The 26,251-nt window shown below is 53.3% G+C and carries 22 protein-coding genes; 8 read left to right on the top strand and 14 right to left on the bottom strand.

Annotation, left to right across the window (positions count from 1 at the left end; translation table 11 throughout):
- Positions 1 to 24: 24 nt before the first annotated feature.
- Both C7T94_RS08875 and C7T94_RS08870 read right to left on the bottom strand, forming a co-directional pair.
- Entirely contained in the window at positions 25 to 873 is an 849-nt protein-coding gene (locus C7T94_RS08875) for an arsenite methyltransferase (RefSeq protein ID WP_239494964.1), read from the bottom strand.
- A 48-nt stretch (positions 874 to 921) separates the two neighbouring features.
- Complete coding sequence (locus C7T94_RS08870) at positions 922 to 1,254, bottom strand: ArsR/SmtB family transcription factor (RefSeq protein ID WP_107215012.1); 333 nt, start codon at positions 1,252 to 1,254, stop codon at positions 922 to 924.
- A gap of 164 nt (positions 1,255 to 1,418) precedes the next feature.
- Between C7T94_RS08870 and C7T94_RS08865 the strand changes: the two genes are divergently transcribed.
- Positions 1,419 to 1,805 carry a group III truncated hemoglobin gene (locus C7T94_RS08865; protein ID WP_107215011.1) on the top strand — a complete coding sequence of 129 codons (387 nt, stop codon included), beginning with the start codon at positions 1,419 to 1,421 and terminating at the stop codon, positions 1,803 to 1,805.
- Positions 1,806 to 1,851: 46 nt separating this feature from the next.
- Here the strand turns inward: C7T94_RS08865 and xylA are convergent, their stop codons facing one another.
- The 5 genes from xylA to C7T94_RS08840 form a co-directional block, all read right to left on the bottom strand.
- The gene (gene xylA, locus C7T94_RS08860) at positions 1,852 to 3,183 is read right to left on the bottom strand and encodes a xylose isomerase (protein ID WP_107215010.1); all 1,332 of its coding nucleotides are present in this window, start codon (positions 3,181 to 3,183) and stop codon (positions 1,852 to 1,854) included.
- A gap of 11 nt (positions 3,184 to 3,194) precedes the next feature.
- Positions 3,195 to 4,682, bottom strand: coding sequence for a xylulokinase (locus tag C7T94_RS08855; protein WP_107216024.1), 1,488 nt, complete (start codon positions 4,680 to 4,682; stop codon positions 3,195 to 3,197).
- 174 nt (positions 4,683 to 4,856) lie between these two features.
- A complete protein-coding gene (locus tag C7T94_RS08850) occupies positions 4,857 to 5,657 on the bottom strand; it encodes an inorganic diphosphatase (RefSeq protein WP_162618623.1) in 801 nt (266 codons plus the stop codon).
- A gap of 193 nt (positions 5,658 to 5,850) precedes the next feature.
- Positions 5,851 to 6,372 carry a DUF4142 domain-containing protein gene (locus C7T94_RS08845; RefSeq protein WP_107215008.1) on the bottom strand — a complete coding sequence of 174 codons (522 nt, stop codon included), beginning with the start codon at positions 6,370 to 6,372 and terminating at the stop codon, positions 5,851 to 5,853.
- Between the two features lie 277 nt (positions 6,373 to 6,649).
- Entirely contained in the window at positions 6,650 to 7,006 is a 357-nt protein-coding gene (locus tag C7T94_RS08840; protein ID WP_107215007.1) for an SPW repeat domain-containing protein, read from the bottom strand.
- 276 nt (positions 7,007 to 7,282) lie between these two features.
- On the opposite strand from C7T94_RS08840, the gene C7T94_RS08835 reads away from it, so the two are divergent.
- A complete protein-coding gene (locus tag C7T94_RS08835) occupies positions 7,283 to 9,130 on the top strand; it encodes an SDR family NAD(P)-dependent oxidoreductase (RefSeq protein WP_107215006.1) in 1,848 nt (615 codons plus the stop codon).
- Between the two features lie 134 nt (positions 9,131 to 9,264).
- Complete coding sequence (locus C7T94_RS08830; RefSeq protein ID WP_107215005.1) at positions 9,265 to 10,743, top strand: sensor histidine kinase; 1,479 nt, start codon at positions 9,265 to 9,267, stop codon at positions 10,741 to 10,743.
- Positions 10,744 to 11,073: 330 nt separating this feature from the next.
- Here C7T94_RS08830 and C7T94_RS08825 read toward each other — a convergent pair whose 3' ends face one another.
- On the bottom strand, positions 11,074 to 11,448 hold the full coding sequence (locus C7T94_RS08825) for a SpoIIAA family protein (RefSeq protein WP_107215004.1): 375 nt from the start codon (positions 11,446 to 11,448) through the stop codon (positions 11,074 to 11,076).
- Positions 11,449 to 11,571: 123 nt separating this feature from the next.
- On the opposite strand from C7T94_RS08825, the gene C7T94_RS08820 reads away from it, so the two are divergent.
- The 4 genes from C7T94_RS08820 (at position 11,572) to C7T94_RS08805 (ending at position 16,203) form a co-directional block, all read left to right on the top strand.
- A complete protein-coding gene (locus C7T94_RS08820) occupies positions 11,572 to 12,570 on the top strand; it encodes an alpha/beta fold hydrolase (protein ID WP_162618622.1) in 999 nt (332 codons plus the stop codon).
- Between the two features lie 115 nt (positions 12,571 to 12,685).
- Positions 12,686 to 13,705: a chemotaxis protein CheB gene (locus C7T94_RS08815; protein ID WP_107215002.1), complete on the top strand. Its 1,020-nt coding sequence runs from the start codon at positions 12,686 to 12,688 to the stop codon at positions 13,703 to 13,705.
- A 229-nt stretch (positions 13,706 to 13,934) separates the two neighbouring features.
- A complete protein-coding gene (locus C7T94_RS08810) occupies positions 13,935 to 14,999 on the top strand; it encodes a zinc-dependent alcohol dehydrogenase (RefSeq protein ID WP_107215001.1) in 1,065 nt (354 codons plus the stop codon).
- 127 nt (positions 15,000 to 15,126) lie between these two features.
- Positions 15,127 to 16,203 carry a mechanosensitive ion channel family protein gene (locus C7T94_RS08805; protein WP_107215000.1) on the top strand — a complete coding sequence of 359 codons (1,077 nt, stop codon included), beginning with the start codon at positions 15,127 to 15,129 and terminating at the stop codon, positions 16,201 to 16,203.
- Between the two features lie 21 nt (positions 16,204 to 16,224).
- Here C7T94_RS08805 and C7T94_RS08800 read toward each other — a convergent pair whose 3' ends face one another.
- The 5 genes from C7T94_RS08800 to C7T94_RS08775 all read right to left on the bottom strand — a co-directional run bounded on the left by C7T94_RS08800 (position 16,225) and on the right by C7T94_RS08775 (position 23,793).
- Entirely contained in the window at positions 16,225 to 18,426 is a 2,202-nt protein-coding gene (locus tag C7T94_RS08800) for a hypothetical protein (protein WP_107214999.1), read from the bottom strand.
- Positions 18,427 to 18,991: 565 nt separating this feature from the next.
- On the bottom strand, positions 18,992 to 19,231 hold the full coding sequence (locus tag C7T94_RS19745) for a chemotaxis protein CheB (protein WP_107214997.1): 240 nt from the start codon (positions 19,229 to 19,231) through the stop codon (positions 18,992 to 18,994).
- Complete coding sequence (locus C7T94_RS08785; protein WP_204353253.1) at positions 19,185 to 20,852, bottom strand: DUF5060 domain-containing protein; 1,668 nt, start codon at positions 20,850 to 20,852, stop codon at positions 19,185 to 19,187. The genes C7T94_RS19745 and C7T94_RS08785 overlap by 47 nt, the downstream gene beginning before the upstream one ends.
- Before the next feature lie 82 nt (positions 20,853 to 20,934).
- A complete protein-coding gene (locus C7T94_RS08780; RefSeq protein WP_107214996.1) occupies positions 20,935 to 22,500 on the bottom strand; it encodes a carboxylesterase/lipase family protein in 1,566 nt (521 codons plus the stop codon).
- Positions 22,501 to 22,503: 3 nt separating this feature from the next.
- Positions 22,504 to 23,793 carry a glycoside hydrolase family 30 protein gene (locus C7T94_RS08775; RefSeq protein ID WP_204353252.1) on the bottom strand — a complete coding sequence of 430 codons (1,290 nt, stop codon included), beginning with the start codon at positions 23,791 to 23,793 and terminating at the stop codon, positions 22,504 to 22,506.
- Positions 23,794 to 24,197: 404 nt separating this feature from the next.
- On the opposite strand from C7T94_RS08775, the gene C7T94_RS08770 reads away from it, so the two are divergent.
- A complete protein-coding gene (locus C7T94_RS08770; RefSeq protein ID WP_107214995.1) occupies positions 24,198 to 25,217 on the top strand; it encodes a glycoside hydrolase family 26 protein in 1,020 nt (339 codons plus the stop codon).
- Here the strand turns inward: C7T94_RS08770 and C7T94_RS08765 are convergent.
- Entirely contained in the window at positions 25,190 to 26,086 is an 897-nt protein-coding gene (locus C7T94_RS08765) for an AraC family transcriptional regulator (RefSeq protein ID WP_239494963.1), read from the bottom strand. The two genes, C7T94_RS08770 and C7T94_RS08765, sit on opposite strands and share 28 nt — an antisense overlap.
- Between the last annotated feature and the right edge of the window lie 165 nt (positions 26,087 to 26,251).

Below are 26,251 nucleotides of genomic sequence, written 5' to 3'. Positions count from 1 at the left end.
TTCTGTTGTTTCGTCCAGCCCTTGTTAACAGCAGCCCTGGCCCGCGCAAGCAGGTACAGTTTCCGGCTTTTCACCATAAACAGTTATGCTTAGAATCCCGGTTGCTCCCGACCTGAAGGCAGCGATCTCCTGCTGGTCCAGGTAATTTGACAGGATGTCATCAGGGATGTGTATGGCTTTTTGTTTTTGAATCGTAATGGCTTGAAACCCATTCTGGCTAATCTGTTCCAGATAGTTTTCTTTTTGAATAGCGCCCGACACGCAGCCTGCGTACATTTCGGCAGCCTGCTGTATGGCTTCAGGAAGTTCGCCTGTCAATACGATATCTGAAATACTGAAATGCCCCCCAGGTTTGAGCACCCGGTAAATTTCCCGAATCACCGCCGCTTTGTTCGGCACCAGGTTTAATACACAGTTACTGATCACTACATTGGCCGTGCTGGCACCGACAGGCAGGTTCTCAATATCGCCCTCCCGGAATTCAACGTTGTGGTAACCCAGTTTTTCTGCGTTGGCACGCGCCTTTTCGATCATGGCTGGTGTAAAATCAACACCAATGACTTTGCCCGCTGCCCCGGTTTCGGCACGTGCTACGAAGGCATCATTCCCCGCCCCGCTGCCAAGATCGATCACAACGTCGCCTGGTTTAATGCGGGCAAAAGCCGTTGGCAAACCGCAGCCCAGTCCCAGGTCAGCCTCAGCGTTGTAACCAGATAGCCCGGTGTAGTCGTCGGTCATGATGTTGTACACCTCGGTAGAGCAGCCGCCAGCCCCGCAGCACGAGGCGGCGTTGTCAGATTTTTCCTGCAAAGCGATCTCGGCGTATTTAAGCCTGACCATTTCTTTCATTTGTTCTTCGGTTTTCATATCCATTCTGATCGTATTATTGCAATATTGCGATTACTTAATTAAAAAAAAAGGCTAGCAGCATGCATCTCCGCTCAGGTCTACCCGGCGAAAGAAGTTGTTGAACAAGGTCTGGTATTCGTTCCAGACATTTGGATCAATGCAGTAACATACGCGTGCTCCCTCTACCGTACCCTGAATGATGCCTGCATTTTTTAACTCCTTCAGGTGCTGGGAAATCGTTGCCTGCGCCAGGCCCAGTTCATCGACCAGATCACCACACACACATGCATTTTTTGCAACCAGGTGCTGCAGGATGGCGATGCGGGCGGGGTGCGCGATGGCTTTTGCCATCAGGGCCATTTCGTTTTGTGCCTTCGTAAAGAGTTCCGTTCGCGTAGCGCCCATTTTTCTATTTTATATCGCAATATTACGATTAAATATTAATAAAAAGCATTTTGTCAAAAATTTCTTGCAAGCGGATAATTTGCGGTTGTTTCCTGACAGAGCGGTGGCACGAGCTGTCTGGTCGCCGCCGGCAATTTCCTACCTTTGGATTAAGCTGTAATTCCATGAACAAAGACATCGAAAGCATCGAAGACATCCGGAACCTGGTCAATACGTTTTATGGCAAGGTACAGGAAGATGACCTCATCGGTCCGATTTTTAACGGGCGCGTTGGCGACTGGCAGGTGCACCTGGAAAAAATGTACCGTTTCTGGCAAACAGTACTGCTTGACGAATACACCTATAACGGCAGGCCATTTCCTCCGCATGCCAACATGCCGGTAAACCAGTTACACTTTGATCGCTGGCTAAGCTTATGGTCGGCGACGGTCGACAGCTACTTTGCGGGCGCTAAGGCACAGGAAGCAAAATGGCGGGGCGAAAAGATGGCCGTCATGTTTCTTTCCAAAATTGAATATTACCGCAATTCAGGCAGCATTCCGCTGCTGTAAGCTGGCGCTCAGTGTGCTTCTGCCAGCTCCGCACGGCTGCTTTTTTTTACAGGTACCGGTTAACAAGGTTTTCCAGAAATTCCTGCCTGCCGCTGCGTGTTTCAGGTTCGCCCATGCGCACTGCATAGTTTCTCAGGTCTTCCAGGTTTAGTTTTCCGGCTTCAAAGGCTGCACCCTCGCCCGCATCGAAAGAGGCGTAGCGCGCGGCGCGAATTTTCTGGAATTCGGAGGTTTCCAGGATGCGGTGTGCGGCCAGCAGGGCACGTGCAAACAGGTCCATGCTGCCGATGTGCGCATAAAACAGGTCGGCCGGGTCTGTCGAGTTGCGCCTGATCTTTGCATCGAAATTGACACCGCCGCTGCCAAGCCCACCAGCTTCCAGGATCACAAGCATGGTTTCAACAAGTTCGTTGAGGTTATTGGGGAACTGATCGGTATCCCAACCGTTCTGCGCATCGCCGCGGTTGGCATCGATCGAGCCAAGCAGGCCGTGGTCTGCTGCTACCTGCAGTTCATGCTGGAAGGTGTGCCCGGCCAGTGTAGCATGGTTTACTTCAAGGTTGAGTTTGAAATCAGTCGTCAGTCCATATTGCTGCAGAAAAGCTATGACAGTGGCTGCATCGTAATCGTACTGGTGTTTGGTCGGTTCACAGGGTTTTGGCTCGATAAAGAACGTTCCTGTAAAACCCTGCTTCCGGGCATAGTCTTTAGCCAGATGCAGGAAACGGGCCAGGTGCTCCTGTTCACGTTTCATGTTCGTGTTGAGCAGGCTCATGTATCCTTCGCGTCCTCCCCAGAAAACATAATTTTCACCGCCCAGGGCAATGGTGGCGTCGATGGCGGCTTTTACCTGCGCGCCGGCGTGTGCCAGTACCTGAAAATCGGGATTGGTTGCCGCCCCGTTCATGTAGCGGCGGTGGCTGAACAGGTTGGCTGTTCCCCAGAGCAGCCTGATGCCGCTTGCCGACTGCTTTTCCCGGGCATAGGCGACCAGGGTTTCAAGCCTTTTTTCATTCTCAGAGATCACATCTGTGTAATCGACCAGGTCTACGTCATGAAAACAATAAAACGGCAGCTGCATTTTGCTCATAAATTCAAATGCGGCATCCATTTTATCTTTGGCCCGGGCAATTGGATCGCTTTTCTCATCCCAGGGAAAGAGGTGTGTTGCTGAACCGAAAGGATCTGAGCCGTTGCCGTTAAAGGAATGCCAGTATGCACAGGCAAACCTGAAATGTGCCTCCATGGTCTTTCCTCCTACCATCTGTGCGGCGTTGTACCAGCGAAAGGCAAGTGGGTTATCGCTCTCAGGCCCTTCGAACTGAATCTGGCCAATGCCCTTAAAAAATTCAAGATCTCCTGTTATTACATTTTTCATGGTTTTTCGTTTTATGGGGTTGATCGGATTTCATTTTCCAGCCAGTTTTTCCAGCCGGCATAAAGCGGTTCATAGACAGCGCTGTTGCGGGGCTCAAGCGCACGAACACAATGGTGCCCGGAAAATGCCTCCGGCGCCGAGCGGTACAGGCTTGCCCCAATGGCTGCGCCCAGGGCAGCGCCCGTGCTCCCATCGGTATCGTACAGTTCTACCGGTACGCCGGTAACATCTACAAAGGCCTGTGCAAATACATCGCTGAGAAAGAGATTGGCCTGCCCGGCCCTGATTATCCGCGGCTGCAGACCATTCTCCCGCATGATGTCAAGGCCATAGCGAAAGGCATAAACGATGCCTTCCTGCACAGCCCTGAAAATTTCTTTTCTGCCATGCCTGTTCAGGTCTATGCCACTAAGCCCTGCCCCGGTATACCTGTTGCCAAGCATCCGCTCTGCACCGTTGCCAAAGGGAAGCACGCTCAGCCCCGCGGCACCCGGCGATGCCAATGCAGCCAGGCTGTTAAGTTCGGCATAAGACAGTCCGGGTGCAAAGTGTTCCCTTGCCCAGCGGTACATACTCCCCGTTCCGTTAATGCAAAGCAGCACGCCGGTGCGCAGTTGCCCCGCATGGTGGTTTACATGTGCGAAAGTATTGATGCGCGAAAGCGGATCGGCAGCGAGGCGGTCGCTCACGCCGTATATAACACCTGAGGTGCCTGCGGTCGCCGCAACGGCGCCCGGTTCAAGCACATTCAATGAGAAGGCATTGTTCGGCTGGTCGCCGGCCTTGTACGAGACCGGGAGCCCGGCCTTCAGCCCCAGTTCACTGGCCACGCTGTTTTTAAGATGTCCGTGTATGGCGAAGGCAGGAAGCGGTACAGGTAATATGGCCGGGTCGAAACCGTAGTGCTGCATAAGCCGTTCAGACAGGCTTTCAGCACCAAAGTCCCAGAAGACTCCTTCCGACAAACCGGACAGGGTCGTTGTCGTTTCGCCGGTCAGCTGCATCGCAATAAAATCGCCCGGCAGCATGACCGTATGGATCCTGTTGTACACAACAGGTTCATGCTGTTTAACCCATGCCAGTTTAGAGGCAGTGAAATTGCCTGGGGAGTTCAGGAGATTTTGCTGTACGTAATTCTGACCAAGGTCAACGGCCGCCTGTTCCCCGATCTCTACCGCGCGGCTGTCGCACCAGATGATGCTGTCGCGCAACACCCGCTGTTGCGCATCGACCACGACCAGGCCATGCATCTGGTAGGCGATACCAATTGCGGCGATGTCAGCAGCGTTGATCCCGGGCCTTGAAGTTAGCTGCCTGATGGCCTGGCAGGTGTATAACCACCAGTCGGCCGGCGACTGCTCTGCCCAGCCTGGCTGTATCGATTTCACTGGTGCCTCAGTTTCGGGGTACTGTGCACTGGCTACGCACTTACCGGTTTCGAGCGCAACGACGGCAACTTTCACCGACGAGGTTCCGAGATCAATTCCCAATGAATACATGGCCTTTTGGATTTTTTCATGCCTTGCAACCGCAATGCTTGCCTTAAGATAAGGTAAAAGCGGCAATCTGCATAAAACTCAGCATGAAAGCCGGCCAGGACATTGGTAACCAGCACCGTTGATCTAGAAGCAGGCCGACGGGAACCATGCGGCTGCATGCCGCAGGTGGCCTGGCTACAGTTGCTGCACCTTCCCTGCCAGGATCAGGATTTCCTGCTGTGCAAACCGTTTTTCCAATTTTGTTTTCAGCCGGCTCCAATAGGCAGGTTCCGCGCCGGCGGTCATTACCTCGTATATGACCAGTTCATCTTCTACCGTGTTTCCCTGGTCTTTCCACAAACCTTTTGCTGGAGTCCGTGCATAAATGGTTAATCCGCCAAAACGGTCTTTCAGCTCGGTGCGCAACCGGCTGAAATGGCTTTCAGGGAAAGGCTTGCCGCTGGCGTCGCGTGTGGGAATGAACAACTGGATCAGCGTGTCTTTTGGTTGTTTTACTGTTGCTGTATTGATTAGTGAAATGGCCTCACGGGCCGGAACATTTTTCAGCGGACTGAATTTTTTGCCTGCCTGCTCGTTGTAATTGATGAAAAACCGGGTAAGCTGCTCCAGGATGCCGGGGGGCAGATCATTGAAAGTATTGACGGCCGCATATTGCACCGAAACCACCGGAATAGCGATGATTCGGTCGTTGCGCATGGTCGCGCCATCACGCTCACGCTGCCTGGCCTTCAGGGCGCCAATAACGCGGCAGTCGAGCGCACAGCCCGGAAAAGTGGCCAATTCAGATATGACCAGGGCATCGACCGGGTCGCCGTCGCCGCCTATGGTACCCGGAATGTACCCGAAATCGAAAGGAAAGATGAGGCCGGCCGGCAAAACTTTGTTCAGTTTCATTCTGTCCAGTTCGGGATCATAATCAAATTTCTGACCACTGCCTTTTGGCGTTTCAATGATGACGGTAATGTTGTTGTCCAAGTTGTTGAGCTTTTTTGTCCGCTGCCCGGGATATTTACACGACAACACGGGGGCGGCCGGTTTGGTTTAAGGATAGCCGGCTTCTGTTGTAGCATGGGTTCAGTGCATAAAAAAAGCACGGCAGCAACATTTCGTTACCTGCCGTGCCGTTCAGGGCGGCGGTTGCCGTCCATCAGCCTGCGTTCTCTGTGTATTAAGGGGTTCTTGTATTCAGACTTGTTGCGTGTTCCAGGTGCATGCGCAAGGCAGGGAGTTTCGCGCCGGCAAAGTTTCTGAGATCGGGATCGCGTACACCCGATTCGTTATCACTGGCCCGGCTGAACAGGTCGATCGCTTCCTTGTGAGACATGACCATCATCGTCATGAACTTTTTATCGAAAGCCGCCCCTGAAAGTGCAGACAGGGAATCGATTTTGCTTTTGTGCTTAGGCAGCAGATCGGCCGGCATGCTCCAGCCTTTTTGCTGAACCAGGGTAGCCATTTCCTGTCCCACCGCCCCATGGTCGGTAACCATGTGTACGCCAAAACTTTTGACCTCGGCGTTCGTGGCGCGTGTCGACGCCAGGGCTCCGGCCTGGATTTCAAACTGGTTGCTGCTCGAAGCTTCGTTTACAAATGTCTGATTGTCTTTGAACCGGTCGTCATTGTCTTTCTTGCAGGATACAGCCGCCGCACAGGTGGCCGCGACCAAAAAGTAAAAAGCTATTTTTTTCATGTTTTTCTAGGTGGTTACACTGTTATAATCGTTCTGGCCTTAATTTACCCCGTGTTGGGGGGCCCATCGACGATCGTACCTTTTGAACCTGTATGGGCAGGTTTAAGTTTAGGCGATAACTACGCCATCTGACCGCGGCTGTTACCCTTTTGATCTGCGTAGTCGGCAAGCATTGTCCATTGTCTGGCCTGGACCCGCAGCAACCAGGCGGCTCAGTCCGCAGCTAAAAAACCGTAACCGCCCATAACCTGCGTTATGCATGAACCTGGCTAAAGGTTTAAGACCGGCCCGACGCCGTGCGGGTTGTTACACTGCCTGCAAAAATGGAAAACAGTCCGAGAACCAGGTGCGGCAGGTAGACCTTGTCACTGAAGCCGAGCGCCCAGGGCGAAACCGCGAGGACGACCCCGAGTAAAATATCCATATTCAGATGTGCCGACATGGAAAGCCGGCGGATCAGGCCGCCCGGATAAGCTGTAAACAGGGAAACAAAGAAAACGACGACTCCCGAGGCAACAGAAACGACCGTTGCGGCTTTCACAGTTTCAAAACCGAAGATCCAGGGTGCTGCGACCAGCACGACCACCGATGCATAATCAAGCACCGCATGTACTTTTTTAGGTATTAGTCCCATAAGTTATCTTTTTTAATAGAACCTCCGGCAGACCGGAAAGTTGTACGGAGAAGTACCCGATTTAGAATTTTATAAGAAGGATGCTCATGGTGGTTGGCTGGCGCGGAACTCAGGGGCATGTTCGGGCCGGCGGTCACCTGTCACTGACTAATCGGCGCGGCCAGCCCGGGCAGAACTACGCATGCCGGTGGCTTTTCTACGCATTTTCAGGCCAGACAAAACCCTCTGAACAGCCTTCCTGTTAGCACGAAACACTTCACGAAAACAAAACAGGCCATGAAACAAAGCGACGACAACCGGTTCATACCCATGACATCCATCAACTCTGGCCGGGGCGTAGCGGTCGGCGAAGACCTCTATTGCCTGACAAACCAGATTGTAAATCTTGTCATGCTGGGCAAACCTGACGAAAAATGGGTTCTGATCGATGCAGGTATGCCCAAAAGCGGGCCTGATATTATCGAAGCGGCGGCCGAACGTTTCGGGAAAGGAAATGCCCCGGAATGTATTATCCTGACACACGGCCACTTTGATCATGTAGGCGGTCTGGTACACCTGCTTGAGCATTGGCCCGTTCCCGTATACGCACACCCCGATGAGTTTCCGTTTCTGAACGGCTCGCAGGATTACCCCGAACCGGATCCCGGTGTGGAGGGTGGCATGCTTGCCAAGATCTCGTCAATCTACCCGCATGAGGCCACGAATGTCGCAGAAGTGCTGAAGCCCCTGCCTGAAGACGGCAGCGTGCCCCATTGCGCGGGCTGGAAGTGGGTCAGCACGCCAGGGCACGCACCGGGCCATGTTTCTTTTTTCAGGGAAGCAGACGGCGTATTGATCAGCGGCGACGCGGTGATCACCGTGCAGCAGGACGAAATGTATAAAGTGCTGGTTCAGAAAAAAGAGATCAACGGCCCGCCCCGCTACCTCACCACCGACTGGGAAGCGGCAGAAATTTCTCTGCAGCGCCTGAACGCGCTGAAGCCGCAGGTGTTGGTTCCCGGGCATGGCCAAGTAATGAGTGGCCAGGAACTGCAGCAGGCGCTTAACCACCTTGCCGAAAATTTCCGCGAGCTGGCTGTGCCTGCGCACGGCCGGTATGTCGAAAAAAAAAAGCGTAACCTGCCACCACTCCTGCTGTGGCTGCTCGCCTTGCTTTTCTGCAGTTGTGCCACCTGGAAACCCGGACGTCCCGGCCAGGCCCGCCTGGGCAGCAAAACCTTTGTTATTATCGGTGCCTCGAGCGGATTTGGCCGCGGCGTAGCCGAAGAACTGGGCCGGTTGAAAGCGAATGTGGTGCTGGCCAGCCGCCGCGAGGCTCCCTTGCAGGAGGTCGCAGATACGATCAGAAAATACGGCGGTACCGCCTTGGTGGTACCCACAGATATCAGCAAACCTGAAGACCTGCTTGCCCTGCAGGAAAAGACGCTCGCTGCTTTCAAGACCGTCGATGTCTGGATCAACATGGCTGGGGTCGGCGCCATCGGGCGGTTCTGGGAAATCCCCCTGGCCGAGCAGGAACGGGTTGTAGACATCAACCTGAAGGGGGTTATTTACGGTAGCCACACGGCGATCAACCTGTTCAGAAAACAAGGATACGGCGTACTGATCAACATGGGCTCTGTAGAAAGCTTCAACCCGCTTGCCTATCACGCCAGTTATGCGGCCACAAAAGGCGGCATCAGGCACCTTTCGCAGGCAATTAACCATGAACTCCGGCTTTCGGGCAACAAGGACATCGAGATTGTGACCATCGAACCCTGGGCAGCAGACACTCCTTTCTGGCAACATGCTGCAAATTACAGCGGCCGAACAGCGAGAATGGCCGCCATGGACCATCCGCAGAAAGTGGTCAACGCCGTACTCCGTGCTTCGCTCCGGCCCCGGCGCGAGATCCCTGTAGGCTGGAAGGCTAAGGCAACCCGCATTTTCCACCGGATTACGCCACATGGGTCAGAACGTTTCTCGGCAAATGTAGCACACCGGTCGCAGATCAAAACGGCACCACCGGCACCGGTTACTTCCGGTTCAGCATTTAAACCCATGTCTACAGGAACCGGCGTAACCGGCGGCGTGAAAGCCCGGATGAAAAGGGAAAATGAAGCAGGCAAAACAAAACGAGAGTAATTCTGCAAGCTGAGGCAAGCCTGACCTAAGCAGCCTGCAGCCAATATTCAGATCTTTTTTTCAAACTAAATCAAAGTTAATTACGTAGTTTGTAGGAGATCATTCCGGGCAGTCCTCCCGGCTGCAGCAAACGTATGAAAACACAAGAATACAAAGAGCAGTTTCAGCAGATCTTTGAGAACTCAATGATTGGCATGGCTATCGTGGATCTTAAAGGCAACTGGGTCAGGGCTAATAAAAGCCTTTGCGATATGCTTGGATACGCTGAGGAAGAGCTGGTGCAGCTGAACGTTCGTGACCTGAGCCGCCCCAGCGATCTGGAACGCACCGACGAACTGCTGAACCGGCTCATTACCGGCGATACACCCCACGCCAAGCTGGAAAAAGAATACAAACACAAAGAAGGTCATTTTATCTGGGTCGCCATTGCCGTAACCCTGCTGTATGACACCTCGGGGACGCCCATGCACTACGTTTCCCAGCTTGAAGACATTACCCGCCGCAAAGAGATCGAAGACGACCTCTTGTTGAGCGAGAAAAAATACCGCACCATTTTTGAAAACGTGCAGGACGTCTTTTACCAGACCGACCACAAGGGCATCATCAAAGAGATCAGCCCTTCTATTGAAATGCATTCCGGCTATATGCGCCAGGAGATTATAGGCAAACCGGTAGAGAATTTTTATTACTACGTAGAAGACCGGGACCGGATCGTTCAAGAACTGCAAACCTCGGGCTCAGTGATCGACTTTGAGGTCAGGCTAAAAACCAAAACAGATGAGCTCAAATACGCCTCTGTAAATGCAAGGCTGGTGTTTGAGAATGGTCAGCTCGTGGGCGGCGAGGGCAGCATGCGCGACGTAACGGCCAGGAAATTCAACGAAAATGTACTGCAGGCACTTAACCAGGAACTGGCAGCCTCGAATGAGCAGAAAAACCGCCTGTTTTCCATTATCGGGCATGACCTTCGTAATCCCATTTCTGGCAGTCTGCAATTAGTAGACCTCATGCTGCATGACATCCGTACGAATGCGACTGATGAAATAGAGCGTTCCCTGCGCATGATGCAGAATGAACTGCAAAGTGCCAGTGAACTGCTCGAAGACCTGCTAACCTGGGCCCGCGCCCAACTGAATGCCGTCGATTTTAACCGGGTGGAGATACATGATATAGAAGACATTCTGCGCAGCAGCATTCAGCCGGCACAGACCATGGCCGAGAAAAAGGAGGTCACGATCACGATCAGGGAGGTGGCAGCGGGCGCTGCGCTCTCTGCTGACCGGTCCATGCTGAAGACCATTATCCGCAACCTGGTCACCAACGCCGTAAAGTTCACCGACCCGGGCGGCCAGGTCAATATTTCAGTCGAGAAAAAGACCAGCGGCCTTTTGTTTATTGTACGCGATAACGGCCGTGGCATTCCTGAGGAAAAAGTCGCCCACTTGTTTAACCGCAGTTTCACCTATACCACCTTTGGTACCAACGGCGAAAAAGGTACAGGCCTGGGCCTTGACCTGTGCCAGGGTTTCGTGCGCAAACATGGGGGTGAGATCTGGGTGGAAAGCAAACTCGGCGAAGGCAGCGCCTTTTACTTCATTATCCCGAGGCTGTAAAAACGCTGGTACCACTCCTGCGCTGGTTATACAGAAGCCCGGAAACGGCCAGCTGACAAACCCATGAAGCGGTGTTAGTATTGGTTTATTCCGGGCTTTCGCTTAAATAGTTCTACAACGGCTCTTGTCTGCAGAAAACAATAGTCCCGGCGCTTTAAACGGCTCTTCAACAAAATTTGCCCTGTTGAATCGCGATGCTAAGCGTGGCGTGAGGCTGATAAGCGTGTTTGTTAATCCTGCATATCGCGGTCCAGGCAAGCGCTGCCGCACGTTACCGCCGGCCGTGCAGAATGCTTAGGCCAATTATTGCCCTGGCTAACGCATTATCGATCAAGTAGCCAGGGGACCGCTCACCCAGCCTTTCGCTGCTGGTAACTGATCAATTTTAAAAGTCCGGATCTCCCCATGCACCACATGGCCCAGCAGGTCGTAAGCTGTGCGAAGCCAGCGTTCTTCGGTTACAATGGCCATACGCTCCCACTTGCTGAAATGCCTGAAACTGACAGCTACATACCGCATGAACGCACCGATGCTGTAATTATCCATGTCTGTTTCGAGCAATACCAGGAAATTGATCTTTCCGAACCGGCGCGCGACTTCATCTACCCGGGTGATGACCACCTGGTCATATTCCTCTTTACTGACTGCGCCGGCAGCGCGGTAAGCCGCTACGTGAGGAGGCAGGTCCTGGAGTAACTGTACCATAAGATTTATTTACCTGATAACAAACCGAGCAGACTTTTGTTGCATGAATACACCGCGGCCCCGCCCGGCGCAACGGTTAGTTGCACTTTCGGTCTGGCGCAGCTTTCGGCTAACATAACAGATATGATTCAGTTAAAACGATCGCTTTGCAGCGCGAACACCAAACTGCTCCTGATTACGGCGGCCCTGCTGTTTGGCCGGTACCCGCTTTCCTGGCTCCTATCCGGCGGAGGCAGGCGCATGCGGCCCGACCGCTTCAAAAACCAGCAAACACAACTGTTATCACGACCCGGTGGCAACACGTTTTTCGTGGAGTTTGACGGGGCAGCAGACAGTCCGCCGGTCGTTCTCATACACGGCCTCAATTCCGATTCCCGGCAGTGGTATCACCAGCGGCGCTGGCTGCGCAGACATTTTCGGCTGGTGCTGGTCGACCTGCCTGGTCATGGCCGCTCGCCCCGCCCCTCAGACCTCTCGGTAGCGGCACTCGCAGCCGATCTGCACCATTTGGTAAAGACGCTCAGGCTGGAAAGTCCGGTATTTTACGGTCACAGCCTCGGCTCCATGCTGATCCTGCAATATTTCAAAGACGGGCATCGTCCGCTCCCTGGGGCTGCAATTCTTCAGCAGTCGGCCTATGAAAATCCGTTGCGGCACACGGCGCTGGGCCCCGTCCTGGCCATGATTCAGAAGCCGGTCCTTCGGCCCTTCCTGGACTTTGTCAAAAAACATCCGGCCCTGTTCCAGGTGCTGGGCTGGGTGAGTTACCTTTCAGGTCTCAGTGCTGCTTTTTACAGGTTTATATTTTTTACGGGCAGGCAGCCTGCCGCCGATCTTCGCCTGATGGCCCGGCTGGCAGTCAATTGCCCACCCGATGTGGTGGCCGAAGCCATCCTGCAAATGATGTCATTCGATGCTTCTGCGGCAATGGCAGAAATTGAAGCGCCATGCCTGGTACTTTCAGGTAATCAAGATCGCATTTCCAGGCCCTACACTGCAGCATATGAAGCCGCAAAAATTCCCGGAGCCAGGCATGAGCAGCTGCCAGGCGGTCATCTTGCCCTGGTTGAGTGGCCCGAGGCAACGAATCACGCCATTGCAGCCTTTCTCCATACACGGTAACCCAGGTGGCCGGTTAAACAGTGTGCTCACCCACTCTGCTCATTTATAACACACTTTCCATGCTGTGCCTGGGTTCTGATTCAGGTTTCCACTGACACACTTTGAAGAACAAGCCATGAAAAAGAAGATCACGCCATCATTTAAATTTATCATTGTTATCGGCGCCTCGGCCGGTGGGCTTCACGCGTTGTCGGCCCTGTTGAAAGGTCTTCCGCCAACATTTCCGGCGCCGGTTATCGTCGTCAGGCACATATCGCCCGACGCTGATGCGCGCCTGCTGCTCAACCTGCTGGCCGAAGAAACTACTTTGCGAGTAGAGACGGCCGTAACGGGCAATGCACTTCAACCCGGTCATGTCTATCTTCCTGTGCCGGATTCCCACCTGATGGTTGGCGAAGAAGGCCGGCTGTCTGTAACAAAAGGCGCAGCCGAAAACCGGTCGCGACCGGCCATCGATCCGCTTTTCAGGTCTGCAGCCCGGCATTTCGGTGTACGGGTAATCGGCATACTGCTGACGGGCATGTTAGATGACGGCACGTCCGGCCTGCGCGCTATCAAAGAATGCGGCGGCACCTGCATTATCCAGGATCCCGATGATGCCGAATTTCCTGAAATGCCCCGCAGCGCACTTGGGCAACTGGCGCCTGACTATTGCCTTCCCGTTTCGGAGATGGGCGTCCTGCTGACACGGTTGGTTGGCCGTAAACCTAAAAAAGCCCAAGCCGTTCCACGCCACCTGCTCATCGAATCGCGCATTGCCGAGCGGGTTACCAGCGACATCCGCGCTGTGAACGAATTGGGCGAACAGGTTCCCCTCAGCTGCCCCGGCTGCGGGGGCGTACTCTGGCAGGTCGGTACAGCGCCGGCCGAACTTCGGTACCGGTGCCATGTAGGCCATGCGTACACCGCAGCCAGCCTGCTCGCAGAACAAAACCAGCAGATCGAAGAAACCATGTGGACCGCCCTGCGGATGTTTGAACAGCAGCGTAACCTGCTGGCAGCACTGGGGGCAAGCCAGAAAGGCAACCATGCCGAAGCGACGAACGAGCGCCGCGCAGTGCTGGACACTCATATTCAGCGGATCAGAGTAATCTTGCAGGCAGAACTGCCTGGTCCAAAGAAAAACGATCCATAAGCCGGCATTCCTGTATTTGCCAGGCTGGCCAGACCTGCACAGAAGCCGGACAGCAATTTCAGACCCAATCTCCGGGGCGGCTTTTCAAGCCAGCACGTAGTTCGCCTCACAAGCGCGGCAAAGCACCTGTTCGCCCTGCGGTTACACACAAAACTGGTTTTTCAGGCCCGTTTTTTAAACAATCAAACCGGTGTACGCTTATTGATAGTAAAGCACAAAACATAACATCATGAGCGATACAATGAAGGCGGCCCTGAAGACCCTTCAGGGCGATTTTGAGATCAAAGAAGTAGACCGGCCCGAACTGGCCGGGCCAGACTGGGTGCTGGCTCGCGTAAGGGTAGCCGGCATTTGCGGCACAGACCTGCGGCACTGGAAAGAAGAAAACGCAGACCTGGAATGTAAGATCATGGGCCACGAACTTGCCGGCGAGGTGCTTGAGGTCGGTCCCGAGGTAACACATGTTAGACCCGGCGATCGTGTGGTCATCGAAACGGTACTTGGCGACGATACCTGCGACTGGTGCCGCATACAACAATACAACCTTTGTCCCCACCTGTACGAGGTGCGCATGAAGACCGTTTCGCAAGCCTTTGCCATGTACCTGGCCGGCCCTGCCAAAAAATTTTACAAGTTGCCTGATCATGTCAGCTACGAAGAAGCTACGCTGCTTGACACTTTTTCTGTCGGTTTGCATGCCATACAACTGAGCGGCATCAAACTCAACGACAAGGTGGCGGTGATCGGAGCAGGTCCCATTGGCCTTGGCCAACTGCAGCTGGCCAAACTTTGCGGGGCAGACGTCATTGTTACCGATGTGGTTGATTCGGCCCTGGATCTGGCCAAAGAACTTGGTGCCGACGAAGTCGTGAACACGAAAAACGAATCGGCCCACGACCGGGTCATGGCCTTTACCCAAAACAGGGGTGTTGACATTACGTTCGAGTGTGCGGGCGGGCCTTCTATGCCTGTTACCCTTCCTCAGGCGACCGAAATTACGCGCAGGGGCGGAAAAATCGTCATCGTTGGCGGTTTTGATGCCGGCAAAACAGCGATCGAACTGGAATGGCAGCGTGTTCAGATGTCTGAGATCAAGATCATTCCCAGCGCCAGTTACTCATTTTGGGGCATTTATCCTGAAATGCAAATGTCGATCGACCTCCTGGCTAAAGGAAAATTAAATGCGAAGAAACTGATCACGCACAGTTTCTCGCTCGATGACATCAACAAGGCTTTCGAAACGGCAGACGACAAAGAGCATACCGGTGCGGTATTCGTTGCGCTGACCGTTTAAATGCAGATCCGCCCGTCTTTCATCACAACAGGCATCCGGACCCCAGCGGCGTATCCGGGTGCCTGTTGTTTTATAAACAAATGGCCGAAAAAGGCTGTTACCGCTTACAACTTAACCCGATTTACGTATGAACGAAGTTCTGAAGAACGAATACTTCCACAACACGGTTGGCGAATACCTGATTGCTTTCGGCATCATCCTGCTGGGCATCATCCTGGTCAGAATTTTCAAACGGCGGTTTTTAGTCCGGATTAAACGATGGGCAAACCGAACAGTGAACACCCTTGATGATTTTGCCGTACAGACCCTCGACCGCCTCGGCATCCCCGCACTTTACCTGATCATTGTTTACAGCGGGATCAGTTACCTGACCTTTCCCGCCAAAGTTCATAAGGTGATCGACAATTCAGCCACTGTTGTGATCACCATCCTGATCATACGCCTGGTCTCTTCAATTATTTTGATGCTGTTAAAATCTTATCTGGAAAGACAGGAGCGCGGCCAGGATAAGGTGAGGCAGCTGGCCGGGCTGATGATCATTATCAACACGCTGATCTGGATTATGGGTATCCTGTTCCTGTTCGACAACATGGGATATAATGTTACGGCTCTTATTACCGGTCTGGGTATTGGCGGCATCGCCGTTGCACTTGCCGCACAAAATATATTGGGAGACCTGTTCAACTATTTCGTCATTTTCCTGGACCGGCCGTTTGAAGTGAACGACTTCGTCACCGTCGATGACAAAAGCGGCACGATCGAATACATCGGCATCAAAACCACCCGGGTGCTGAGCCTGACGGGCGAGCAGCTGGTCTTTGCCAACAGCGACCTGACCGGTTCGCGCATTCATAATTACAAACGTATGGAAACCCGGCGTGCGGTGTTCACGCTTTCTGTGGTTTATGACATTTCTACCGAAAAGCTTAAAAAAATTCCGGGCATGCTGAAAAGTATTGTCGAAGAGCACCGGATGGTGAAGTTTGACCGGGCCCACTGGACTACCTTCGGTAATTTCAGCCTGAATTTCGAGGTGGTGTATTTGGTACTCAGCTCCGACTACAACACCTATATGGATATTCAGCAATCGATCAACATCAGAATCTTTGAAACTTTCGAAGCTGAAGGCATTGCCTTTGCCCGGCCTACCACCACCGTTTACCTAAACCAGCCCGGACAGGAAACGCAGGCCGCCGGCAGATGACAGCACCAGCCGGCGACAAGCCTACCAACTCATCTTAAACTTGGAATCCCCCTGAATCTGGTATTCCAGGCGGCTGCCCTCGGCTAATGTGGGTTCCAGAGGCTGTGCTTTGCCACGTCCGTTGCTGGCCATGGCAAGGGCCTTCCTGGCTCCCTTGTCTTTGAAAAATACAATGAGCCGGCAGGTTCCCCGTTCCTCGCCCAGGGCGCGCAGGCTAAATGCATTGTTCTTGCCAAACCTGACATCTGCAACGGGATAATCAATGAAAACCGTATAGTCTCCCTTCGGCGATTTGAAATACTGCCGGGGCACAATGCCGAAAGAAATGCAGGCGCCGTAAACTTCCTGCCCTACCTCGCCAGATTTGTTCCAGCCATCCTGGATATCTTCGAGCGGGATCCAGAGGTTCGGATCGATCTCGCCGGTCTTAACCGTGTCTGAAAACATCTCCTGGGGCAGCATCGGTGGAAAATAAAAAGGCATGCGGGTGATGGCGTAACGCACCAGCTCGGCTACGAGCAGCCTGACCGACGGCAGGATCTCGACATCTGCAGACTCCTGCAGGTAACCGTGCAGGGTAGAATAGACTTCCTGCTCCTCGTAGGCAGCTGCATAAGGTGCATCACGAAGCGGGAAAATGGAGAAATACGAGGGAAAATATTTGCCATAGCCATAGTCGCAGTCCCAAAGCTGAACGTTCTTTAAAATGCTGGCGATGCAGACATAACTCATATCCAGGTACCATTCATCTTTCGTCTGCTTATACAGGCGCAACAGGGCTACCGCTGAAAATGCAGTATTGTTGGCCTGGTAAAAAAGATCGAAGCCCAGGCCCTTGAGTCTCTTGACGGATTTTTTGGCTTCTGCCAGGAAACGGTCTTCACCGGTAAACTGCCAGACCTCAAGCATCAGTTTAGCAAACGATCCGGGTACATCCTTTTCACCACCCATTCCGGGTTCGGTTTCTGCCTTGATCACTTCGAACGTGTCCATCCGGTAGAAAACAGGCCATTCATAGTTGAAATGGCGGGCTACCTTAATGGCATAATCTACCGATTTGGCGAGCAGTTTCCGGGCCTCTTTATCACCACGGTCAGCCAACCGCGTCAGGTTCATCAGGGGATGATACAAGTACCAGGAATCCATAACCCGCTCCTGTTTTTGCTCCTCGCTTTTGTCGAGGTTGTCTTCCAGTGCCGGGAGCCACCTCACGACCGTTCCCAGTTCTTCGTCATAGAACCTGGGCAGGCCGTCGCGCAGTTCGGCGGCTATAGAATGCTGCTCGCCCCGCCAGGCACAAAACTCAAGCAGCGGCAGCAGCACCGCCAATTGAACCATGATCTCGGGCGGATTTTTGTAGTCTGACAGGTAGGCGTTCAGGTAAGGATGACCGTCTGCAAACATCCAGCAGCCCTTGTGGTTGGCCAGGCCTTCCAGGCCTTTTTCTGCAATGTCGCGCCATTCGTGGTATTTAACTTCGGGTTTGGGCAGCAGCGGGTAAAGGGCCGCCAGGTTGTTCAGGTAACCGGTGGTAATTTCGATATCGGATGCCGGAATATCAGGCGAGAGCCGGACAAACGCATCTGAAATGACGAACTTTTCGTTTGCCGGTAACGGCTCTTCGGTTGTCAGGGGCAGGGAAAAACCAAGTTCAGGCCATTTGCCCCCCACAAGCCCCGCTGCCGCGGTCTTAGTTGCTTCACAATAAGCGCCAAGAGCGGTCAGGTTCTGAAAATAAAAGACTGAGCCCGCTTTTGGCCGGGTCATGCTCAGGTAGATCACGCCCGACCGCGTTCCGACCTGATCGGCATGAACTTTACCCGCTTGCTGCGGCTTACCACTGCCACCAAGCGGCAACATGTCTTTGGGCCAGAACGGCACCAGCATGGGCAGTGCGGGCTTAAATGTTGTCGTATAATGAAAAATAGCGTCCTGCGGCACAGGGAACAGCACGGTAACTTCAAACTCGCCCGAAGAAGAAATGAGCCTGAACCTGAGTTCCCCGCCCTCTTCCTTCTGTTCTTCCAGAGCGAAGGTGCTGCCGCCTGAGAAGGCCAGCCTGAAGGCCATATTTCCTGTTTTACCCTGGCCTGATGTGAGCCAGAGCGAATCGTCAGCCAGGTAAATTCTGAACTGAAATGCGGCATGTGATTTTTCGAGGATGGGTTTCGCGCTTTCAAGCGCATCAATTGCTGTAGCTGTAAAAGATGATACCGGATCCATATGTAGATGCTGATGGTGTGTATTGCTTGCTTAAATGATGTGGCTATCTGGTAGCTGCGTTTCTTGTCGTTTCTGCAACACAGGTCGTTGTGGCGCTGCAGGTGCAGGTGGCCGATGGCCTTGCCCGGGCAAGTCTCAGGGCAACACATACCGGCATGATACCGGCAACGGCAACAAGCAGGCATGTCCGGCCTGGAATAAAGTTAGGTGTATTTAATACATTGGAAAAATTCATAAGCCTGATTTTTGGTTCACCTGCTTTAACAGAACAAACAAGCAACTTGTTCTCGTCGACGGTACCCGTTTTACCGGAATGGATACCTGCTGTGGCCGGGACTTGTACCTGCTCAGGCGATCAGATTCATGTGGCGAAATACCGGCTTTCCGAATGGCTGATCTGGTCATCTGCCCGGCTGCCGCCTGGAATTTGTTTAAGAAAATCGATGTAACGTTTATTTTTCTAGCTGTATCAATGACATGGCCACACGCGGCGTATCCTGATAAGGCGCATCAACGGATGCTGTACAACCGTTAGCCGCCAGTCTTTGAAATGCTCATGAGGCCCTCAATCCGTCCGCGCCATGCCCGACAACACCACACCGATAGCCTGGGCGGGAAGATGACAGGCTGCCGACCGGAACAGGGTATCAAGCGACGGCCGAAACCCGTTTTCCCGGGGCGCCTTGGATATGCGTATGCTGTTATCAGTCAGCCTCTGCGTCCTCAGCTTCAGGAGTACAGCTAGGAAAATCCTGTCGTTAAAACACCAGCACGATATCCCCGCCGGCCGCGACTGGTATCCCATTCAAAGTACTCCCGGCCCTTTGCCGGGGCAGTTTGCGCCGGCTTCCCTGTTCACAGTCATACAGGCTCAGCTTGCGAAAGGATTGCAGGGTAGCAAACTGCAAGTTCGCTATTCGGTCAGTTTTACCGGGATTGTAAACGTAGACGAATGTTCGCTTTCCGCAGGCGACAGCGAAAACCTCCAGGCCCGCCCCCGAATTGTTCACCTCCACTGTCCTGAAGGCTCCCCTGCCGGCCTGCATCATCTCATCCCGGACCGCCCTGACATTGGCCAGGTATTTGTCCGTGTCGCGGTTTTCAAAGTACTCCCACCACCAGGATAACGGCAGCACAGGTGTGGGCGAAAATAGTCCGTACCACAATCCGCGTTTAAAATCGCTATCCATTTCACTGGCAAAAAGATCAAAATTTTTCTGCCAGTCGTATTCATAACCATATTCGCCGATCACATACGGTTTGCCGAAGCGCTTGCCATAATCAACGATCGCAGCAGGTAAGGCCCGGTTGTTCCTGTAAATGTGTTTTTGGTTAAAATCAATGTCGGGCAGGCTGTTCAAGCCTTCCAGATCGCGGTGCGAGATGCTGGTTGTAATGAGGTGACGGTACGGATCCAGGCTTCGCAGGTATGTACTCATTTCACCGTGCCATTTCACAATGTCTGCCGCCGGGATGGGATTGTCTTTGTCTCTGAACTGGATATTATCTATTTCATTAAAAAACTCCCAGGCGCCAATTGCCGGACTAAAGCCCCAGCGCGCAACGATAAAACGCAGGCGGTTTTTATACTGTTCGCGCGCTTTGGCGTCGGTAAAAAAACCATGCATGGTAGCCGGGTGCCGGCCGTTTCGTTCATCGTGCGTTCCGGCACCAAGCGTCAGCATCATGTGCAGACCGAGGGAATCTGAAAGCTGTACCAGCCGGTCAAGCTTTTGAACGGCGCTTGGATTGAAATACGCGGCAGAGGGTGTGTACCTGCTGTTGTTGAAACCGCTTTGCCAGTCGATCGGTAAATTCCAGGAGCAGATCCAGGTGCGGAAATAGTCGCCGCCATGGCGGGCAAGTGCAGGCAGCATGTACTCGTAGTTGTATTTTTTGTCTTCATGCAAGGTTTTAAAAAACCTGGAATCATCGTGGTCCCTTGATTCCCAGCAAATATTTTCGCCCAGACCACGGTAAAGCTGTCCGTTGTCGTACCTGAAAGTCCAGTGGTTACCGGCATGGAGGATACCCTTGCCCCTGCCGCCCTTCGCGCTGAAATGTGCCGGAGGGCTTTCCTGTTTACCGGCCGGTGTCTTCAGTACGAAGCAATACCTGTATCGTCCCCGTTCTTGGGGCAGGAACCTTGCCTTCCAGGCAGACTTCAGGCTATCGCCTGATTCGAAATAACAGGGAAGAACAAGCTTTTTGCCGGAAGGGCTGGTCAGGAGCATATCTACGCGAACCTGTTCCTGCAGGTAAGGGTTGCTGAAAGGTGCGCGCAACACCAGCTGCCATTCGGCAAGCTGATACTGGACGGGCCTGCCCGTAAGTTGGCGGGACGCCAGAAAGCCGGTCTGTGCCGGTAAGCGAGAGGCCAGCAGCAACAGCGCGGCAACAGAAAATAAAAAAAACGGTTTCATCATGGTATTAGTTTCTTAAGCAGATGCGGCGGTCGATTCAGTAAGGATGATCATGCCCCCCTGCCGCCGTCCGGACCCTGGTATTTTACGGATGGAGCAATTGGTCAAGCTGGCTGTAACGTTTTCCGTGCGGCTCGGGCAGGGCGTGGCTCACCGAGTCGATCACCATGACTTTGGGGATGCTGCTGCGCAGTCCGGGCCATTCAGCCAGGCCGGTCCCGTTCGGGTTGCCGCTGCGCAGAAAGTTGAGCAGGTACCTGAACCAGGTTTCTGAGGCCTGCTGGTCAGCAGGTTGCCAGGCATAACGGGTATTTTGGTCCAGGTTGGCCAGGGCATACTCGATATCAGATGCATGAACGGCGCCGAAAGGATTGTTATAATCAGCACCGGGCCCCTTGAATCCGGTCCGTTTGCGCGCGAACAAGTATTGATAAACCGGAAAACCATTCGTTTTGCTGTGCACGTCGATCAACTTCCAGGTGCCATAAGCAATGAAGCGATCGCTGGCAAGCGCGGTAGCCATTCGTTCCACCAGCGAGTCCTGGCTGGCCGGGTAAATTTCCAGTATACCCGCCGCGAGCGGTCCGTACAGGCGATCAACGGCTTTTCTGTAATTGGCCACGGTCGGCTTGGCATTTTCGAGAACGGCTCCCGCAGCACGTTCGGCGGTCGTCCAGCCAGCCATGAGCGGGATGTCCAGCTGCCGCCCTGTCGAATAGAGCTGTAACGGATGCTCGGGCAAGAAATAGCCATCTATGACAGGCGGAAACCAAAAATCTGCCGCCAGTTTATGCAGCCGGGCCGCCGGCAACCTGCGCAGTGCAGCCAGCGAAGCAACCCCTGCCCTTTTTTGAAAATCAAGTCCGTATTTTTCGGCCTTTGCCCTCGCGGTAAGCCAGTCATTGCCCAGCAATGATCCGCTCTGCGCAATGGCGGCATGAAAAAGCCCTTTAGACAGCGGCGACGCGACCTGTGCCGAAACCGACATGGACCCCGCCGATTCGCCGCCGATGGTGATGCGCCCGGGGTCGCCGCCAAAAGCGGCAATATTTTTTTTGACCCATTGCAGTGCCGCATGCTGATCAAGCAGGCCATAGTTGCCAGATGCACCAAAACGGCTTTCTGCCGTCAATTCCGGGTGAACGAAAAAACCGAACAGCCCGAGCCGGTAATTGACGGTTACCATGATCACCTTATTTTCGGCCAGCCGCCTGCCGTCATAACGGGCCTCCGAGCCATCGCCCGATGAAAAGCCTCCGCCATAAAAATAAACCAGCACCGGAAGGGGTTTGCCCGATGCTGTGGCAGGCGCCCATACGTTCAGGTACAGGCAATCCTCCGATTCTGCCGGACTTCTGAAGATCATGTCGTCATAGCGCTGCCGCTGATGCGGCCGCGGACCAAACCGGGTTGCCGGGCGAATGCCTTTCCAGCTTTTTACGGGCTGCGGCGCTTTCCAGCGCAGGCTGCCCAGTGGTGGGGCAGCGAAGGGTATGCCGCGAAATACCCGGACCAGCGGACCATCCATAGCGCCCTGCAGGCGGCCGTTTGTCGTGCCTACTACGAGCCCGCCGGGCCCTGCCGTCTTTGACTGTGCCAATATCTGCTGCGCAAGCACCACAAGCAGGAGCATAAAAAAATGTTGTTTCATAATTTACCAGGTATAAGTAACTACTGAACCATGTTCCAGGCGGGCTTTAAAAAAGCCGGTCGCAGCACCGGCCGTAAATTCCTGCGCAGTTTTGCTGTTGTTGGCCACCAGCAGCACCGTTTGGCCTCCGGGGGTCGAAAAGGCAACGTGTGCAAGCGGCCCGCTTGACGTACTGGCTATACGAACCGACCCGGGGGGCACAAATTTAGAGGCATGGGCGATCGTGTAATACGCCAGGTTACGGGTTACCTGATTGCCTTCAATCGTGATTGCTCCCTGACACATCGAACAGCCACCATTGCCGGTATGCGGGTCGTCGTTCTGGTCTGCGGCCAGGTTCCACAGGATCACGTTCCTGCTCCAGTTGCGGGTGGCCCCGATCACGATCCGGGCAACTGGTGCCGCTACGTTAAATTCCTTGCGGTTAACAGCCATCATTTCTGTAAAATAAAGGCCTTTATCAGGGAAGGCGTCGTGTACTTTGCTCATGGCACTGACCGGTCCTGCATACAGATGAAAGCCCGTGCCAGCAACGTATTTCCTGGCCTGGGGGTCTGTAAGAATGGCTATGGGGTATTCGGGCGCGTCGCAGTTGTGGTCGTATAAAATGAGCTTTGTTTTCAGCCCGGCTGCCGCCAGTTTGGGCCCCAGGTAATCACGAACAAACCGGAGCTGTTCTTTGGCCAGGAACTGCATGCTGGGCGTATTGCCGTCATTAAACGGCTCGTTCTGCACAGTGACCGCGTCGATCCGGATGCCGTGCCGGGACATGGCCCGGATGTAACGGATAAAATAATCTCCGTACACATCATAGTATTCATCTTTCAGGCGGCCGCCCTGCACTTTGCCGTTCGATTTCATCCAAACGGGTGCAGACCACGGCGAACCAAGTATCCGGATGTCAGGCGAAATGGCGAGAATTTCCTTGAGAACAGGCACCACATCCAGTTCATCCTGTGCCAGGCTGAACTTTTCCAGTTTTACATCGGTTTCCCCTGCAGGAAGGTCATTGTAAGAAAACACAAAGGCGTTCAGATCTGAAGCGCCGATGCTCAGCCGCAGGTAACTGATGCCAATGCCTTCCCGGCCAAACAGTTCCCGGAGCAGCATTTTCCGCTTTGCCGGATCCATCGCAATGAGGTGTTGGGCGCTGCCCCCGGTCAACGCAAAACCAAAACCTTCAACAGGCTGGTAGCGGACCGACTGGTCCACGATAATGTCAGCTGTCCCGCCCTGGCTATACCCGGCCAAGTTTACAGCGCGCTGCGCGGCAAGCAGGTTTCGCTGATCCATGCTGGTTAGCCAGGATTGCACAACAGGCTGGCATTGGCTCTGAAAGGGGCGAAATAAAACGGCGAAAATCACAACAGGCAGGCAAGCCATGCGAAGTTTTATCGGAGACATACACGGTCAATTTTGGTCAGTTCAAAACTACAGCTGCGACCTGGCAGCGCTGCAATACATTTTTGACATTTGTTGGTATTTTTAGGCTTGCCGGTGGCCTGACCATCTTTTGCGTTTGCAGCACACCTGGTTACTGCCTAGGCGGCACCTGCTGAGGGTCGACTTGGCGGGTCACCTGCAAAGCGGGTCGTGCCTGCGTGAGGCCTCCATGCCGTAAAACACCAGGATTTGTCAATTTAATATTAGCATCGGTTGCAGGCTAAAGCTATTTTTGAGCGTAAATGCAACACATAATGAAAGCCATTCTTACCCTCCTTATATTGGCAGTAACAAGCCAGACAACCATTATGGCGCAACAAAGCGCCAGGGTCAAACGTTTCAAAACGCTCCAGCTGCTCTACAAGATCAGTGGTAAACAGGTGCTTTCAGGCATTCACAACCGGGAACCGAACGATACCCCTGCCCGTTGGACAGACGCGATCAAAAAAACGACCGGTCAATACCCTGCCCTGTGGAGCGGCGACTTCCTTTTCCAGACAGAAAACATTGCCGCACGGCAGAAGATGGTCGATGAAGCCATCCGGCAGTGGCAGCGTGGTGCCGTAGTAAACATCATGTGGCATGCCTGCAATCCGGCACTTGAAGAACCCTGCGCCTGGGACAAGCAGGGCGTGCTGAGCAAACTCAGCGATGCACAGTGGAAGGACCTGATTACCGATGGCTCTGCACTCAATAAACGCTGGAAACAACGTATGGATGCCGTTGCTCCTTACCTGCAGCAGCTGCAAAAGGCTGGTGTCGAGGTGCTCTGGCGGCCGCTGCATGAAATGAACCAGGGTGTTTTCTGGTGGGGTGGTCGGCCTGGCCCCGAGGGGACACGTAATCTGTACCGGCTTACCCACGATTACCTGACACAGGTAAAGAAACTGGACAACCTGATCTGGGTCTGGGACATTCAGGATTTCGAAACGCTCGCGCAGGACGCGGTAAATTATAACCCCGGCGAAGCGTACTGGGACGTCCTTGCCCTTGACATTTACGACGACAAAACCGGTTTCTCTAACACAAAGTACGAGATCATTAAAAAAACTGCAGGCGAAAAGCCGATTGCGCTCGGCGAGTGCCAGGTCTACCCTACCGCCGAGGTCCTTGCCGCTCAACCCCACTGGACTTTTTTTATGGGCTGGTCGGAGCTGGTCTATAAATACAATACAGAGGCGGCCATACGGAGGCTGTTTGCCGACCCGCGGGTACTTACCCTGGAGAAACTGAAAGCCGCAAAATTTCAGACAAACACCCGCGTGCCAAGATAACTTTCGCGGAACTCTTTCGGCGTGCAGCCTTTTTTGTTTTTGAATGTGCGGTTGAAATTCGCCATGTTGTTGAAACCGCACTTGAAAGCGATCTCAGAAACGGAATGGGTGGTATCAATGAGCATGCGCGACACGTGCCCAAGCCGGATCTCATTCAGGCTGTCTATAAAGCTGTAACCTGTGCGTTTCTTAATGAAGCGGCTGAAAGAAGCCTCTGGCATGTTGGCTATTTTAGCCACATCGGCCAGGCTGATGAGCTTGTGAAAATTGCTGTTCATATACTCGAACACTTTTTCAATTCGCCTGCTGTTAAAATTGTAGTTCTCATTGGTAAAGCTGGCATCAGACAGGGTGCGGTAGTTCTTCGAGTTGGAGAGCGCGTGCAAGATAGAGAGGAGCTCCAGGATCGACCCAAAGCCGCGTTTATCGACCAGCGCAAGAATACGCGGGGTAATTTCTTCAACGGCTTCCCGTGTAAAAAGAATGCCCTGTTTGGCCTGTTCAAACATCTTTCTGATCTGACTGAGCTGGTTGCGCCGCAAAAATTTCTCATCGATCAGGTCCTTGTGGAACTGAATCGTAAATTCCCTGATCTCTGTACTGGTACAATTGTGCATGAACCAGCCATGCGGCAGGTTTGAGCTTACAAACACCAGTTCCTTATCGGTTATATCTTCCATGTGGTCACCCACAATTCGTTTGGCGCCCGGGGCATCGAGGATCAGGTTAAGCTCCATCTCTTCATGGTGATGGAGCGGAAAATCAAATTCAGATTTGACACGCGAGAAAATGGTAAAACAATCGTGTACAGTGAGCGGGGTGATTTCCCGGATCATGCCGTTGTACATAGGGTTTCTATTTGGTTCCATGCTAAAATAATAGAAATCTTCTATTGCTGCCTGAACATGCCAGGTATTCATAAAAAAAGACAATAAATTGTTAAAAAAACATCAGTCTTGTTTTTAAGCAATCGCGCCGGTCGGCTCTATATGCCGGCCTATAAACCCCTGTCAAAAGCTTTAAAAAATACAAGC

The organism is Pedobacter yulinensis (genome assembly GCF_003029735.1).
In the GTDB taxonomy this organism is placed as follows: Bacteria; Bacteroidota; Bacteroidia; order Sphingobacteriales; family Sphingobacteriaceae; genus Pedobacter; species Pedobacter yulinensis.
Note: the sequence above shows the minus strand (reverse complement) of the source record. Positions and strands in the feature narration are given on the sequence as shown.

Excerpts from the sequence above, each read along its gene's own strand:
- C7T94_RS08840 (WP_107215007.1), bottom strand. The coding sequence starts at position 7,006 with ATGGGACTAATACCTAAAAAAGTACATGCGGTGCTTGATTATGCATCG.
- C7T94_RS08805 (WP_107215000.1), top strand. The coding sequence starts at position 15,127 with ATGAACGAAGTTCTGAAGAACGAATACTTCCACAACACGGTTGGCGAA.
- C7T94_RS08820 (WP_162618622.1), top strand. The coding sequence starts at position 11,572 with ATGATTCAGTTAAAACGATCGCTTTGCAGCGCGAACACCAAACTGCTC.
- C7T94_RS08830 (WP_107215005.1), top strand. The coding sequence starts at position 9,265 with ATGAAAACACAAGAATACAAAGAGCAGTTTCAGCAGATCTTTGAGAAC.
- C7T94_RS19745 (WP_107214997.1), bottom strand. The coding sequence starts at position 19,231 with ATGGGATACCAGTCGCGGCCGGCGGGGATATCGTGCTGGTGTTTTAAC.
- C7T94_RS08835 (WP_107215006.1), top strand. The coding sequence starts at position 7,283 with ATGAAACAAAGCGACGACAACCGGTTCATACCCATGACATCCATCAAC.
- C7T94_RS08785 (WP_204353253.1), bottom strand. The coding sequence starts at position 20,852 with ATGATGAAACCGTTTTTTTTATTTTCTGTTGCCGCGCTGTTGCTGCTG.
- xylA (WP_107215010.1), bottom strand. The coding sequence starts at position 3,183 with ATGAAAAATGTAATAACAGGAGATCTTGAATTTTTTAAGGGCATTGGC.
- C7T94_RS08855 (WP_107216024.1), bottom strand. The coding sequence starts at position 4,682 with ATGTATTCATTGGGAATTGATCTCGGAACCTCGTCGGTGAAAGTTGCC.
- C7T94_RS08780 (WP_107214996.1), bottom strand. The coding sequence starts at position 22,500 with ATGAAACAACATTTTTTTATGCTCCTGCTTGTGGTGCTTGCGCAGCAG.
- C7T94_RS08865 (WP_107215011.1), top strand. The coding sequence starts at position 1,419 with ATGAACAAAGACATCGAAAGCATCGAAGACATCCGGAACCTGGTCAAT.
- C7T94_RS08870 (WP_107215012.1), bottom strand. The coding sequence starts at position 1,254 with ATGGGCGCTACGCGAACGGAACTCTTTACGAAGGCACAAAACGAAATG.
- C7T94_RS08775 (WP_204353252.1), bottom strand. The coding sequence starts at position 23,793 with ATGGATCAGCGAAACCTGCTTGCCGCGCAGCGCGCTGTAAACTTGGCC.
- C7T94_RS08875 (WP_239494964.1), bottom strand. The coding sequence starts at position 873 with ATGGATATGAAAACCGAAGAACAAATGAAAGAAATGGTCAGGCTTAAA.
- C7T94_RS08815 (WP_107215002.1), top strand. The coding sequence starts at position 12,686 with ATGAAAAAGAAGATCACGCCATCATTTAAATTTATCATTGTTATCGGC.
- C7T94_RS08765 (WP_239494963.1), bottom strand. The coding sequence starts at position 26,086 with ATGGAACCAAATAGAAACCCTATGTACAACGGCATGATCCGGGAAATC.
- C7T94_RS08800 (WP_107214999.1), bottom strand. The coding sequence starts at position 18,426 with ATGGATCCGGTATCATCTTTTACAGCTACAGCAATTGATGCGCTTGAA.
- C7T94_RS08770 (WP_107214995.1), top strand. The coding sequence starts at position 24,198 with ATGAAAGCCATTCTTACCCTCCTTATATTGGCAGTAACAAGCCAGACA.
- C7T94_RS08825 (WP_107215004.1), bottom strand. The coding sequence starts at position 11,448 with ATGGTACAGTTACTCCAGGACCTGCCTCCTCACGTAGCGGCTTACCGC.
- C7T94_RS08810 (WP_107215001.1), top strand. The coding sequence starts at position 13,935 with ATGAGCGATACAATGAAGGCGGCCCTGAAGACCCTTCAGGGCGATTTT.
- C7T94_RS08845 (WP_107215008.1), bottom strand. The coding sequence starts at position 6,372 with ATGAAAAAAATAGCTTTTTACTTTTTGGTCGCGGCCACCTGTGCGGCG.